The following is a 13,102-nucleotide window of genomic DNA, read 5'->3' as shown; positions in this document are numbered from 1 at the left end:
ACAATGCTGTACAATTTTACAGCTAGAAATTGGGATGAAAACGTGTACATTATTTGAGGTTACGATGATAAGATATTTTTGGGAGAACAACCAGACACTGAACCCGCTGCTGCATACCGGTGAACGGGTTCTATCATTCTGGCAGACTTCCTCTACATCCGGTGCCGGAAAATGGCCAGCTGAGCAGCGGATATGTAAGCGTAATCATTATGTGGTGCGACCATTAGCCTTTAAAGGAAGGGGAAGACATGGAACTTGATGCTAGAAGCAGCTCGCTGCTGCAGGAACTGCTCACCAATTCCGGAATCAGGAACAAAGACCTGGAGCTTAAATACGGATTAAGCCGCAGGCAGATCGAATATAGCTTCGGCAAGATTAACGATTGGCTGGAAGCCCGCTACCTGCCGCAGATTAAGCGGACCAAAACCGGTCACTTCCTGATTCATAAGGCGCTTCTGACCGCTTTGTCCAGTGAGCAGAACCAGCAGGCGGGCAGTACCTATGTACTCTCCGAGGAAGAACGGACGAATCTGATTATCCTGATGCTGCTGAGCAAGAACAGTGATCTGTCCCTGCTGCATTTCACTGATGCGCTCGGAGTCAGCAAGAACACGATCCTCAGCGATTTGAAGAACGCCCAGGCTATTGCAGGTGCATTTGATCTGGCAGTTACTTATTCGAGAGTCCTCGGATATTCGCTGGAAGGGAAGGAATTCAACAAACGGCAGGCGCTGATCAACATTGTGTACAGAACGATAGATATGTATGGCGGCGAGACTTGGATTAAAGAGCTTTCGGGTGCAGACAGCAGCGAGATCGCCGCGCTGAGCCGCAAGATGGAAGCGGTCGAAGCCAAGCTGAACCTGAAATTTACCGATGAAAAGATGGAATCCATGCCTTACATTCTGTTGTTGTCCTTGCGCCGCATCCGGCAGGGGCAGATTGTAGAAGGGTTTCATATCCACTGCGATGAGCTTTCGGATACGAAGGAATATCAGGCCGTGGAAGAGATTCTGCATGACCTGCAAGGCATCCCGACAGAAGAAAGATTGTTCTTCACCCTGCATCTGCTGACAACGAACGTCTCCTCGATGGCCTATCTGTCGGAGGATACGCTGCCGGAGCTGACCCGGGCGCTGGATGAGATGCTCTCATTATTCGAACGCAGTGCGTGTGTGACGCTTCAGGACCGCGGACAGCTGCTCGATAAAATTCTGCTGCATCTGAAGCCTGCCTATTACCGCATTAAATACCAGCTGACGATTGCCAATCCCCTGCAGGAAACAATCGGCAAGGAATTCAAGGAGCTTCATCATCTGGTCAAACAATCCAGCACCCCCTTACGCAGACTGATTGGAGTAGATATCCCGGAGAGCGAAACGACGTATCTGACGATGCTCATCGGCGGGTGGTTATCCCGGCAGGGAGACAGTCTGCAGCAGAAGATCAAGGCGCTCGTGGTCTGCCCCAAGGGAGTATGTGTATCCAGGCTGCTGCAGAGCACGCTGCGCGAGCTGTTCCGGGAATTTATCTTCTTCGATTCCCTCTCGGTACGGGAGTTCCACAGCTATGCGCTGGAATATGACGTGGTGTTCTCCACGGTATATCTGCCGACAGACAAGAAGCTGTTTGTCATTAAGTCTTATTTGGATAAAGAGGATAAGCACCGGCTGCGCCAGCAGGTGATGCAGGAGATGAGCGGCTACAGCCCCTCTGAATTCAACATGGAGCTGATTATGGAGATTGTCGGCAAACATGCGGTGATCGCAAACAGCCACAGCCTGCGCGAGGAGCTTGAGGAGCATTTCCAGCCGGGAGACCGGGCGTCCGGCAAGCGGGACTATGACACCCGCATGCCTGATCTAAGCGGACTGCTGACTCCGGATACGATCCGGCTGGAGCGGCGTGCGGACTCCTGGCAGGAGGCGATTCGTCTGGGGGCGGAGCCGCTGCTTAGACGCGGGGCGATCACCCCGGGATATGTGGAGGCTATGATTGATTCCTATGACCGGGAAGACCCTTATATCGTAATCAGCCCGGGTCTGGCTATTCCGCATGCCGACCCGGCGAGCGGTGTGAATGAAGTCTCGATGAGCCTGCTGCGTCTGGAGGAGCCGGTAAGCTATTCGGATGACTGCCCGGTTCAGGTAATCATCATTATTGCCGCCAAGGATAAACATCAGCATCTGCGTTCACTGATGCAGCTGATGCAGCTTGCCGGCAGCCAAGAGGCGGTAAGAGCTGTAATTGAGGCCGGTTCCGCGCAGGAGATTCATAAGGTGGTCGTGAAATTTTCCAAAGATTAAGAGAGAAGGTACAACCATGAACATGGATATGATGGACGAAGCTTTCATTCTGATTGGTGTGGAAGGTGAATCCAAGGAGGATATTCTCACCCGGATGGCCGAAAATCTGGTGAAGCTGGGTGTGGTGAAGGAGAGCTATATTGCTGCTGTAATCGAACGTGAGCAAGCCTATCCCACAGGTCTGCCGACCGGGGGCTGCTCCGTGGCCATTCCACATACAGATATCGAGCATGTGAACCGTAAAGCGATCAGCATCGGGGTGCTGAAGCAGCCGGTCCGCTTCGGCATCATGGGTGAGGAGGAGGAGACTACTCCTGTAGAGCTGGTGTTCATGCTGGCTATGGATCAGAAGCATTCCCAGCTGAAGCTGCTGACCCGGCTAATGCAGGTCATTCAGGATCAGAGCATGCTGAGAGCCCTCAGTAAGGAAACCAGTCCCGCGAGTATCAAGGAATTAATGAACACCGTACTTCAATTCGAAGCCCAGGGAGGCCCATTAACATGACCAAAAAAACAATTCTCGTAGCCTGCGGAGCAGGAATCGCTACCTCAACCGTCGTGAATGAAGCGCTGAAGAATCTCTGCAAGGAGCATAAAATTGACGTCAACCTCATCCAGTGCAAGATTACCGAGGTCTCTTCACTCGCCGACGGGGCCGATCTGCTGGTCAGCACCACGATTGCCAATAAGGAATACCCTTTTCCGGTCATCAATGCCAGAGCGTTCCTGACAGGGATCGGGATTGAGGAAGTGAAGCAGAGAATTCTGGCCGAACTGGTCAAATAACAGCTTAAGGGGAGTGTCTGTTTCTTGGCAACTGGCAACATAATTGTCTAATTCATAGGGGGAATCTCAATGCAAGGTATGGTAGACGCATTACGTTCATTTCTGGATCTGGGTCCGACGGTTATTCTTCCGGTCGCGATCTTCATTCTGGGCCTGATCTTCGGGCAAAAGCCGGGCAAGGCCTTCCGTTCCGGTCTTACCATCGGCGTGGGCTTCATCGGGATCTCGCTGGTGGTCGATCTGCTGGTCAACAACCTCGGGCCTGCCGCGAACGGTATGGTGGAGCGTTTCGGTGTCCAGCTTAATGTCATCGACGTAGGCTGGCCGGGTTCGGCTTCGATCTCCTGGGCCTCACCCATCGCGGCCTTCATTATTCCGCTGGGTCTCCTGGTCAACGTAATCATGCTGGTGACCAAAACCACCAAGACAATGAATGTCGACATCTGGAACTTCTGGCATTTTACTTTTACGGGAGCTTGTGTTTACGCGCTGACCCAGAGCATGGTGCTTGGCCTGATTGCTGCAGTCATCTTCCAGATTATTGTCCTTAAAATTGCCGACTGGACGGCGCCTATGCTGGAGGATTACTTCGATCTTCCCGGGATTTCCGTCCCTACAGGAAGCACCGTGTCCTATGCCATTCTGGGGATTCCGCTGGTGAAGCTGGTGCAGAAGATTCCGGGGATTAACAAGCTGCACGCCGACCCGGACAGCATTCAGAAACGCTTTGGTGTTTTCGGCGAGCCGATCTTTATGGGACTTGTTCTGGGGATCGGGCTGGGTGCGCTCGCCGGTTACAATGTTGGTGAGGTCATCAAGGTCGGGATGTCGATGGGCGGGGTTATGTTCCTGATGCCGCGTATGGTCAAAATCCTGATGGAAGGACTGATGCCGGTATCTGAATCGGCCAGAGAATTCCTGAGACGCAAGTTCGGCGCCGAGAATGTCTATATCGGTCTGGATGCTGCGGTAGCGATTGGCCATCCGTCTGTTATTGCCACTGCGCTGATTCTTGTTCCGATTACCGTCGCACTTGCCGTATTCCTGCCGGGTAATAATGTCCTGCCATTCGTCGATCTGGCGACCATTCCGTTCATTGTGGCATTCATTGTCGGTGCGGCGAAGGGAAATATCATTCATTCGGTTATCGTCGGAACACTCGTCATTGGCCTGTCCCTGTATATGGCGACTGACCTTGCGCCGCTCCACACACAGATGGCTGTGGATGCCCACTTCAATATGCCGGAAGGGACCGCACAGATTTCCAGTATCGACCAGGGCGGGAATCTGATCAACTATGTGATCTATAAAGCCTTTGCCTTATTCAATTAACGTATTATGTCTGCGGGCAACAGGCAGAGGGACAATGCCGGATGTTCTTCCGGCAGCAGCGCTGCTTCATTAATAAGGTCAGAGAATAACCATAAGAAATAAACCTATATGAAGGATTGGAAAACAGGCCGTCCGCGTAGATATGTTTATTATTAATTCATGTAACAACTACAAAAAGACGGTCTGTTATTTTTAATATACCTTAGTTATGCGAGACAGCACCAGACTGGCCAATAGATAAAATGGAGGGGAAGCTGTAATGAAAGCCTTAGTGAAGAAAGAAGCCGGATATGGACACCTGGAGGTTATGGAGGTCGAGGAACCGCATATGGGGCCCGACCAGGTGAAAATTGAAGTTAAATATGCGGGAGTATGCGGGACGGACCTGCATACGTTTGAAGGCAGATACAAGGTGAAGGCACCGGTCACTCTGGGCCATGAATTCTCCGGCGAAGTCGTTGCCGTAGGTGACAATGTGACGCATATTCAGGTCGGGGACCGGGTAACGTCGGAGACGACTTTTTATATCTGCGGCACCTGCGAGTACTGCAAATCCGGACACTACAATTTATGCGGTTCACGCAAAGGACTGGGCACCCAGCAGAACGGCGGATTCGCCAAATATGTCGTTGCCCGCAAGGAAAGTGTGCATCAGCTGCCGCCCAATGTGGATTACCTGTCCGCTGCTTTGACGGAGCCGCTGGCCTGTGCGCATCATGCTGTATCCAAGGCGGCAGTGAAACGGGGCGAAGTGGTCGTTGTGCTCGGTCCGGGTCCAATCGGACTGCTGACAGCCCAGATTGCCAAGAGCTGCGGGGCGACAGTAATCATCACAGGACTGGATAAGGATAGCATCCGACTGGATAAAGCACTGGAGCTGGGGATCGATCATGTGGTTAATATTCAGACGGAGAATGTGAAGGAGCTCGTGGACAGCCTTACCGAGGGCTATGGAGCCGACGTGGTACTGGAATGTACGGGTGCAGTTCCGGCGGTGGCGATGGGGCTGGATTTATTGACCAAGAAGGGCCGTTATGTTCAGGTCGGTATCTTTGGAACGCCGGAAATTCCTGTGGATTTCGAGAAGATTATTCAAAAAGAAATTAAGGTAATCGGCTGCCGCAGCCAGAATCCGTTCGACTGGGAGCCGTCCCTGCAGCTGATGAATGATCACCGGGTGAATGCCGAGGCATTGGTTACCCACCGGCTCGGTCTCTCAGAGTGGGAGCAGGCCTTCAAGCTGATGAAGAACGGGGAAGCGATCAAGGTCGTGCTGACGCCGTTGCAATAACCATATGCCTTAGGGTTTACACTTTTGCAGAAATCAGGTGAGGTTATGGTTGAGAGCTTCCTGGATTATTCGCTGGGACCCTACGGGAGGGCCCTCGGTGCGCTGCTGTTCAAATACCAGTTTCCCGTGAATTGCGCTATTTTTGCCTTTGTTGTCTTCAGTATTATCCGCAAGCTGCATATCCGCAGGAAAGAGCAGGTGAACAAACATGATTAAGCTGGCCCCGTCCATTCTGGCGGCTGATTTCTCCGCGCTCGGAAGTGAGATACAGGCGATTGACAGCTCCGGCGCGGATCTGGTTCATATTGATGTCATGGATGGACATTTCGTACCTAATCTCACACTGGGACCCGATATTATCAGAGCCATCCGGCCCTATACCAGACTGTGCTTTGATGTACATCTGATGATCGCCGAGCCGCAGCGCTATATCAGTAGCTTCGCTGCGGCCGGCGCGGATATTCTCACTGTGCAGGCAGAAGCCTGTACCCATCTGCACCGCACTGTGCAGGAGATTAAGGCGGCAGGCCTGAAGGCTGGTGTAGCACTTAATCCGGCGACGCCGCTGAGTGTGCTGGACCATATTCTGGAGGATATTGATCTGGTGCTGCTGATGAGCGTCAATCCCGGCTTCGGCGGACAGAGCTTCATTCCTGCGGTAATGGGCAAAATCAAAGCCCTGCGCCGGACACTGGATACCCTTGACCGCCGGATTGATCTTGAGGTGGACGGCGGTATTAAATTATCCAATGTCCGGGAGGTTGTTGAAGCCGGTGCCAATGTAATCGTGGCCGGCTCCGCGCTTTTTAAGACCGGCGGGCTGCGGGACAACGTGGAACGGTTCCGCAGCGAGACGGGGAGCTATGCTGCCCCCGTCCAGGAATAAGCGGATGAAGGAGCTATCCCGCTTGATCAATACGCCGCTCAGCTGCACCTGCGGGCGGGTCCATGAAGTGCCGGTCCGCAGCCTCTCGCTGCATGCGGATATGGATGCTGTGGCAGAGGCATGTCTGACGTACATTCAAGGCCGGAATCTGCTGGTTGTCTCAGACCTGACTACCTATGAGCTGCAGGCCCGTGAGCTAATCGGAAGGCTGGAGCAGAAAGGCTTCAAGGCCGGCAGCTGCCTATACACTGAAGCTAAAGTACTGCCGGACGAACGCTCACTGGGCCAGCTGCTGATGTCATCCGCCGGGAAACCGGATGGAATGATTGCCGTCGGTTCAGGTACCATTACCGATCTGACACGGATGGCCGCTGCACGGCAGGGCATTCCGTTCCTGTCCGTTCCTACCGCCCCGTCGATGGACGGTTATGCCTCGGGCGTCTCCTCCTTGCTGGCAGGCGGCAGGAAGACTACTTATCCGGGCGTTACAGCTACAGCTATCCTTGGGAGCCTTGAGCTTATTGCTGCTGCCCCGCTGAAGCTGCTGCAGGCCGGCTTCGGCGATATCATCGGCAAAAAAATCTCCGTCTGTGACTGGCTGCTCGGGCATACGCTGAACGGCGAATACCTTTGCCCGTATATTCTCGGTCTGGTGGAGCAGGCGGCGGATAGTGTTATTGCCCGCGCTGAGGGTATCCGCAGCCGTGAGCCCGAGGCTGTGCAGGGACTGATGGAGGCCCTGCTGCTGTCGGGCATGGCTATTGCCATGGCCGGAGACTCGCGGCCTGCATCCGGGTCCGAGCATCTGCTGGCGCATTATCTGGAGGGTGCATTCCTCCGCGAAGACCGGGAACCGCTCTCCCATGGTCTTGCGGTTGCTGTAGGCACCGTATGCGCAGGAATGTTCTATCACACAGTACTGAACAGCGCAGAGTGGGTGGATAAGGAGCAGATTACAGCTGTCCGTGAGGCGCTGGGGGCCAGGCAGCCTGTGCCTTGGCAGATCCGCAGCTGGCTGGCTGACATCGGGCTGTCCGCTTCCCCGGCTGATTACGGCATCAGCCGTGAGCTGCTGCGAGAGGCTCTGCTGGTGTCCCATTTTACCAGACCCCGTTATACAATCTTCTCATTCGCGGCCAAACTGGGCATTCTGGAGCAGGCGGCGGAGAGGGTGCTGGATAAGCTGTATCCCTTGTGAACAAAGGGCCTGTGCATCACAATGATGCACATTTCAATGGTAATAAGTTGGGATGAAAACGTGTACATTTATGAATATCAAAATGATACTATGAAAATGAAAAGAGAGGAGGAAGGCAGGTAAATGAAGATCGTAATCGGCAATGACCACGGCGGAATCTTTTTGAAGGAGGAGCTTTTGCTGGTGCTTGCGGAGCTTGATCTGGAGGTCGAGGTTGAGGATATCGGCTGCCATACTTGTGAATCAGTGGATTATCCGGACTATGCAGTAACAGTTGCCCGTAAAGTAGCAGGCGGAGAAGCCGACCGCGGGATTCTGATCTGCGGTACAGGAATCGGTATGTCGATCGCTGCCAACAAGGTACCCGGCATCCGCTGCGCCCTGGTTCACGATGTATTCAGTGCAAAGGCCACACGGGAGCACAATGACAGCAATATCCTCGCGATGGGTGAACGGGTCATCGGCCCGGGGCTGGCCGGAGAGATTGTACGGGTCTGGCTGGGGACGGAATTCACCGGCGGCCGCCATAAGCAGCGGATTGATAAGATAGCAGAGTTTGAACACTCTGCACTACAGGAGTAAGGAAGAGAGGGAGAAAGCATATGAATACAACTCCGGTTACAAGCAGTGTGACCCGGAAATTGGCTGTAAACACGCTGCGTACTTTGTCCATCGACGCCGTGGAGAAGGCAGGCTCCGGGCATCCGGGTATGCCGATGGGGGCAGCACCGATGGCTTACGCTTTATGGGCAGGAGATATGAAGCACAATCCGCGCAACCCCGGCTGGTTCAACCGTGACCGCTTCGTCCTGTCGGCGGGGCATGGCTCGTCCCTGCTCTACAGCCTGCTGCACCTGTTCGGCTACGGGCTTACTATAGAGGACCTGCAAAGCTTCCGGCAATGGGGCAGCCGGACTCCCGGACATCCCGAATTCGGACACACTCCCGGGGTGGACGCAACTACCGGTCCGCTGGGACAGGGGATTGCCATGGCTGCCGGAATGGCAATGGCTGAGCGCCATTTGGCCGCTGTCTACAATAAAGATCAGTTCCCGCTGGTGGATCATTATACGTACTGCATCTGCGGCGACGGCGATCTGATGGAAGGCGTATCGGCAGAGGCGGCTTCACTGGCCGGGCACCTCGGTCTGGGGCGGCTGATTGTCCTATATGACTCCAACGACATCTCACTGGACGGAGAGCTTACGATGTCCTTCTCCGAATCCGTTGAGGACCGCTTCAAGGCTTACGGATGGCAGGTGCTGCGGGTTACGGACGGCAATAGTGTGGAAGATATTCAGGCAGCCATTGCCGCAGGCCGGGCCAATGAAGAGCAGCCGACGCTGATTGAAGTGAAGACCGTAATCGGCTACGGCTCACCGAACAAAGGCGGAACCTCAGCCTGTCATGGCGCTCCGCTGGGAGCCGAAGAGGCCCGGGCTGTGAAAGCTGCCTATGAATGGGTGCATGAACCATTCGAGGTACCGGCAGCAGTGAAGGCACTCTTCGCGGAGCTGGCTATGCATGGGGAACAGGCGGAGATGGAATGGAATGAGCTGCGCCGCGAGTATGAGCTGCAATTTCCGCAGCTGGCTGTCCGGTTTCATGCGGCTGTCTCGGGAGAGACGGCTCCGGACTGGCAGGAGCATCTGCCGCAGTTCACCCCGGGACAGAGCCTGGCTACGCGGGAATCCTCCGGCCGGGTCCTGAATGCGGCTGCACAGGTCATTCCGCAGCTGATTGGCGGATCAGCGGATCTGGCCAGCTCGAATAAGACACTGCTGAAGGATAGCGGCAATTACAGCCGCGGAGCTTATGCAGGCCGTAATCTCTGGTTCGGCGTACGCGAATTTGCGATGGGCGCAGCGATGAACGGCATGGCCCTGCATGGCGGGGTCAAGGTGTTCGGTGCTACCTTCTTTGTTTTCTCGGATTATCTGCGTCCGGCAATCCGCCTTGCCGCCCTGATGAAGCTGCCGGTGACCTATGTGTTCACCCATGACAGTGTGGCCGTAGGCGAGGACGGACCGACCCATGAACCCATCGAGCAGCTGGCTTCGCTACGGGCGATGCCCGGGCTGTCCGTTATCCGCCCGGCGGATGCCAAGGAGACTGCAGCCGCATGGCGCCTGGCACTGGAGAGCAAGGACACGCCGACCGGGCTGATTCTCTCCAGGCAGAATCTGCCCACGCTTGCCATTGAAGATCATGCCGCTTATGAAGGGGTGAAGAGAGGCGCATACATTGTCTCCCCGGCAGCGGAAGATGCTGAGGGCCTCCTCCTGGCAACAGGCTCGGAGGTCAGCCTGGCAATAGCTGCGCAGGCGCTGCTTGCTGTAGACGGTGTGTATGTCTCCGTCGTGAGTATGCCGAGCTGGGACCGCTTCGAACAGCAGCCGCCGGAGTACAGGGAAAGCGTCCTGCCCGCAGTGCTTAAAGTGCGGCTTGCCGTGGAACTGGGTTCCCCGTTCGGCTGGAGGGAATACACCGGCGAAGCGGGGCAGACGCTTACGCTCAGCGGCTTCGGGGCTTCCGCTCCGGCAGAGGTGCTGTTCCGGGAATACGGCTTCACACCGGAGAACGTCGCGCTGCAGTTCAAGCGACTGGCTGCGCAGAACGGAAAGGTGGGGGTATAGCGATGGTTATGGAAACTTTCGTAGTCACTGAAGAGTCGGGTCTGCATGCCCGTCCGGCCTCTGTACTCGTTCAGACCGCCAGTAAGTTCAAGGCGGAGCTGCGCATTGAATATGACGGCAGGAGCGTCAATCTGAAGTCTATAGTCGGTGTGATGTCGCTGGGGGTTCCCCAGGGTCACTCGTTCACAATCTCCAGCTTCGGGGAAGATGAGGAAGAGGCGATTGCCAAACTGAGCAGCATCATTATCGGCCAGGGGCTGGGACAATGATGCTCCAGATGCTGAAAGGAATTGGCGCTTCATCCGGCATTGCGATTGCCAAGGCGCACTGTCTGTACACGGCAGCGCCGGTGATTGAGAAGAACAGCAGGCTGGGCGCGGGGGCAGAGCTGGAACGGTTCGGTGCAGCCGTCAGTCTTGCGGTTACACAGGTCAGGGAGCTGAAGGAGCTAACGGCACAGAAGCTGGGGGAAGCCGAGGCCGGAATCTTTGAGGCGCATCTGCTGGTGCTGGATGATCCGGAACTGCTTGGGGCAGTCAGGGAGCAGATCCGTGCCGGGGAAACAACAGCGGAATATGCATTGCAGGAAGTCTCACAGCAAATTGTAGAGACCTTCGAATCGCTGAATACAGAATATTTGCGGGAGCGGGCCGGAGATATCCGCGATGTATCCCGGCGGATCATGAACGTGCTGTCCGGGGCCGCAACCGGCATGAAGAGCATTGAGCAGGCAGTAATTATTGTTGCCCATGACCTCACACCCTCGGATACGGTGCAACTAAACCGGGAATATGTGAAAGGTTTCACTACTGTGGCAGGGGGAACGACCTCCCACTCGGCCATTATGGCCCGGTCCATGGAGATTCCGGCCGTTGTCGGTGCAGCGGATGCGCTGCAGGAGATCCGCCAGGATGATCTGCTGATTCTTGACGGGGAGGAAGGCGTACTGCTGGTGAATCCCCCGCCTGAGATGATCGCTGAATACGAAGGGAAGCGGCTGGAATTGGAGCGCCGTAAGGAGCAGCAGGCGAAGCTTGCGGCTCTGCCGACGCTTTCCTCCGACGGACATCAGGTGGAGTTGGCCGGCAATATCGGCAGTCCGGGTGATGTGGCGGCCGTGCTGCAGCATGGAGGAGAAGGCATCGGCCTGTTCCGCACCGAGTTCCTGTATATGGGCCGGGAGGAGCTTCCGTCCGAAGAGGAACAATTTCAGGCCTACCGGAGCGTGCTGGAGCAGATGGGAGACCGGCCCGTGGTCGTCCGCACGATTGATATCGGCGGCGATAAGGAGCTGCCCTGTCTGAAGCTGCCGAAGGAAGAGAATCCCTTCCTCGGCTTCCGGGCCATCCGGCTCTGCCTGGAGACGGAGGAGCAGGCGTTATTCCGGACGCAATTGCGCGCGCTGCTGCGTGCCGGGGTCTACGGGAACCTGAAGATCATGTTCCCGATGATCGCTACGCTGGATGAGCTTCGCCAGGCCAAAGCGGTGCTGGCACAGGAGAAGCGCAAGCTGGAGCAGGCAGGCATCCCGGCAGGCGCCGGTATCGCTGTCGGGATGATGGTGGAAATCCCCGCAGCGGCAGTGATGGCGGATTTATTCGCACCGGAGGTGGATTTCTTCAGCATCGGCACCAATGATCTGATTCAGTATACGATGGCCGCCGACCGTATGAACAGCAGGGTATCCTATCTGTACCAGCCCTATAATCCGGCGGTGCTGCGCCTGATTAAGGGAGTGATTGAGGCCGCGCACAGCCATGGCAAATGGGTGGGGATGTGCGGAGAAATGGCCGGGAACAGGGCGGCCATTCCGCTGCTGCTGGGCCTTGGATTGGATGAGTTCAGCATGAGCGCCCCGTCCATTCTGGCGGCGAGAGAATGCATTATGCAGCTGTCCCAAGCCGGGATGGAGGAGCTCGCCCGGAAGGCTCTTTCTATGGGCACTGCGGAGGAGGTCATAGCCCTGCTGCGGCAGGAAGCGGGCAGGAGGACGTAAATCCGCAGACCGGTAATTCTGCAAGTCTGCAGGAGGAGATGAGTCCGCAGACTGGTAATTCTGCAAGCCCGCAGGAGGAGGTGAGTCCGCAGACTGGTAATTCTGAAAGCCTGCAGGAGGAGTTAAGTCTGCAGACTGGTAATACTGCAAGCCCGCAGGAGGAGGTAAGTCCGCGGACTGGTAATTCTGCAAGCCCACAGGAGGAGGTAAGTCGGCAGACTGGTTATTCTGCAAGCCCACAGGAGAAGGTAAGTCTGCAGACTGGTAATTCTGCAAGCCCGCAGGAGGAGGTAAGTCCGCAGACCGGTAATTCTACAAGCCTGCAGGAGAAGGTAAGTCCGCAGACCGGTAATTCTGCAAGCCCGCAGACTGTGGGGTATCTAGTTCCGGTGTTTAGATGAAGTCATGAGGTTAACCGGCAAGTCCTCAGGTAATTTAGTATTCGTAGTTCCACTAGCTCTGCAACCCAGTAATTCCGTTTAGGAGAATCCGCCCTGACCTGCCCTTCCGCCTGCAAGTGCGGAGGGCAGGTCCTTTTTATTGATTAGGAGATTATAGTTATCGTCTGTTACTGAATCCTTAGGCAGCCGACAGCAGGGTCAAGTTAAAGGGAGATGACCCCCTCTAATTCCAGTACACTTGCACCAAACCTGACATGAGTAGATATGGAA

At 55.4% G+C, this 13,102-nt stretch carries 13 protein-coding genes; all 13 read left to right on the top strand.

The window, feature by feature from the left end; translation table 11 throughout:
- Window positions 1–248 precede the first annotated feature (248 nt).
- The 13 genes from GC101_RS31260 to GC101_RS31200 all read left to right on the top strand — a co-directional run bounded on the left by GC101_RS31260 (window position 249) and on the right by GC101_RS31200 (window position 12,832).
- The gene (locus GC101_RS31260) at window positions 249–2,306 is read left to right on the top strand and encodes a BglG family transcription antiterminator (RefSeq protein ID WP_171720489.1); all 2,058 of its coding nucleotides are present in this window, start codon (window positions 249–251) and stop codon (window positions 2,304–2,306) included.
- 16 nt (window positions 2,307–2,322) lie between these two features.
- Window positions 2,323–2,811, top strand: coding sequence for a PTS sugar transporter subunit IIA (locus GC101_RS31255; protein ID WP_171720488.1), 489 nt, complete (start codon window positions 2,323–2,325; stop codon window positions 2,809–2,811).
- Window positions 2,808–3,092: a PTS sugar transporter subunit IIB gene (locus GC101_RS31250; protein ID WP_042210843.1), complete on the top strand. Its 285-nt coding sequence runs from the start codon at window positions 2,808–2,810 to the stop codon at window positions 3,090–3,092. The genes GC101_RS31255 and GC101_RS31250 overlap by 4 nt, the downstream gene beginning before the upstream one ends.
- Window positions 3,093–3,161: 69 nt before the next feature.
- The gene (locus GC101_RS31245) at window positions 3,162–4,424 is read left to right on the top strand and encodes a PTS galactitol transporter subunit IIC (protein WP_171720487.1); all 1,263 of its coding nucleotides are present in this window, start codon (window positions 3,162–3,164) and stop codon (window positions 4,422–4,424) included.
- 259 nt (window positions 4,425–4,683) lie between these two features.
- The gene (locus GC101_RS31240; RefSeq protein ID WP_171720486.1) at window positions 4,684–5,715 is read left to right on the top strand and encodes a zinc-binding dehydrogenase; all 1,032 of its coding nucleotides are present in this window, start codon (window positions 4,684–4,686) and stop codon (window positions 5,713–5,715) included.
- A 24-nt stretch (window positions 5,716–5,739) separates the two neighbouring features.
- On the top strand, window positions 5,740–5,931 hold the full coding sequence (locus GC101_RS31235; protein WP_171720485.1) for a hypothetical protein: 192 nt from the start codon (window positions 5,740–5,742) through the stop codon (window positions 5,929–5,931).
- The gene (gene rpe, locus GC101_RS31230; RefSeq protein WP_171720484.1) at window positions 5,924–6,601 is read left to right on the top strand and encodes a ribulose-phosphate 3-epimerase; all 678 of its coding nucleotides are present in this window, start codon (window positions 5,924–5,926) and stop codon (window positions 6,599–6,601) included. The genes GC101_RS31235 and rpe overlap by 8 nt, the downstream gene beginning before the upstream one ends.
- A gap of 4 nt (window positions 6,602–6,605) precedes the next feature.
- On the top strand, window positions 6,606–7,799 hold the full coding sequence (locus GC101_RS31225; RefSeq protein WP_171720483.1) for a sn-glycerol-1-phosphate dehydrogenase: 1,194 nt from the start codon (window positions 6,606–6,608) through the stop codon (window positions 7,797–7,799).
- A gap of 123 nt (window positions 7,800–7,922) precedes the next feature.
- Window positions 7,923–8,381 carry a ribose 5-phosphate isomerase B gene (rpiB, locus tag GC101_RS31220; RefSeq protein ID WP_171720482.1) on the top strand — a complete coding sequence of 153 codons (459 nt, stop codon included), beginning with the start codon at window positions 7,923–7,925 and terminating at the stop codon, window positions 8,379–8,381.
- A gap of 20 nt (window positions 8,382–8,401) precedes the next feature.
- Window positions 8,402–10,435 carry a transketolase gene (gene tkt, locus GC101_RS31215; RefSeq protein ID WP_171720481.1) on the top strand — a complete coding sequence of 678 codons (2,034 nt, stop codon included), beginning with the start codon at window positions 8,402–8,404 and terminating at the stop codon, window positions 10,433–10,435.
- A 2-nt stretch (window positions 10,436–10,437) separates the two neighbouring features.
- Window positions 10,438–10,704 (top strand): phosphocarrier protein HPr, encoded by a 267-nt coding sequence (locus GC101_RS31210; protein ID WP_042210850.1) that lies wholly within the window; start codon window positions 10,438–10,440, stop codon window positions 10,702–10,704.
- Window positions 10,704–12,431 (top strand): phosphoenolpyruvate--protein phosphotransferase, encoded by a 1,728-nt coding sequence (ptsP, locus tag GC101_RS31205; RefSeq protein WP_171720672.1) that lies wholly within the window; start codon window positions 10,704–10,706, stop codon window positions 12,429–12,431. Before GC101_RS31210 ends, ptsP begins: the two co-directional genes overlap by 1 nt.
- 38 nt (window positions 12,432–12,469) lie before the next feature.
- Window positions 12,470–12,832: a hypothetical protein gene (locus tag GC101_RS31200; RefSeq protein WP_171720480.1), complete on the top strand. Its 363-nt coding sequence runs from the start codon at window positions 12,470–12,472 to the stop codon at window positions 12,830–12,832.
- The last annotated feature ends 270 nt before the right edge of the window (window positions 12,833–13,102 follow it).

This window comes from Paenibacillus phytohabitans (assembly GCF_013141775.1).
Lineage (GTDB): Bacteria > Bacillota > Bacilli > Paenibacillales > Paenibacillaceae > Paenibacillus_AQ > Paenibacillus_AQ phytohabitans.
The sequence above is the reverse complement of the archived record's forward strand: the minus strand, read 5'-3'. Positions and strand labels throughout refer to the sequence as shown.

Coding starts and splice junctions, on each gene's coding strand:
- GC101_RS31260 (WP_171720489.1), top strand. CDS start 249: ATGGAACTTGATGCTAGAAGCAGCTCGCTGCTGCAGGAACTGCTCACC.
- GC101_RS31255 (WP_171720488.1), top strand. CDS start 2,323: ATGAACATGGATATGATGGACGAAGCTTTCATTCTGATTGGTGTGGAA.
- GC101_RS31250 (WP_042210843.1), top strand. CDS start 2,808: ATGACCAAAAAAACAATTCTCGTAGCCTGCGGAGCAGGAATCGCTACC.
- GC101_RS31245 (WP_171720487.1), top strand. CDS start 3,162: ATGCAAGGTATGGTAGACGCATTACGTTCATTTCTGGATCTGGGTCCG.
- GC101_RS31240 (WP_171720486.1), top strand. CDS start 4,684: ATGAAAGCCTTAGTGAAGAAAGAAGCCGGATATGGACACCTGGAGGTT.
- rpe (WP_171720484.1), top strand. CDS start 5,924: ATGATTAAGCTGGCCCCGTCCATTCTGGCGGCTGATTTCTCCGCGCTC.
- GC101_RS31225 (WP_171720483.1), top strand. CDS start 6,606: ATGAAGGAGCTATCCCGCTTGATCAATACGCCGCTCAGCTGCACCTGC.
- rpiB (WP_171720482.1), top strand. CDS start 7,923: ATGAAGATCGTAATCGGCAATGACCACGGCGGAATCTTTTTGAAGGAG.
- tkt (WP_171720481.1), top strand. CDS start 8,402: ATGAATACAACTCCGGTTACAAGCAGTGTGACCCGGAAATTGGCTGTA.
- GC101_RS31210 (WP_042210850.1), top strand. CDS start 10,438: ATGGTTATGGAAACTTTCGTAGTCACTGAAGAGTCGGGTCTGCATGCC.
- ptsP (WP_171720672.1), top strand. CDS start 10,704: ATGCTCCAGATGCTGAAAGGAATTGGCGCTTCATCCGGCATTGCGATT.
- GC101_RS31200 (WP_171720480.1), top strand. CDS start 12,470: ATGAGTCCGCAGACTGGTAATTCTGCAAGCCCGCAGGAGGAGGTGAGT.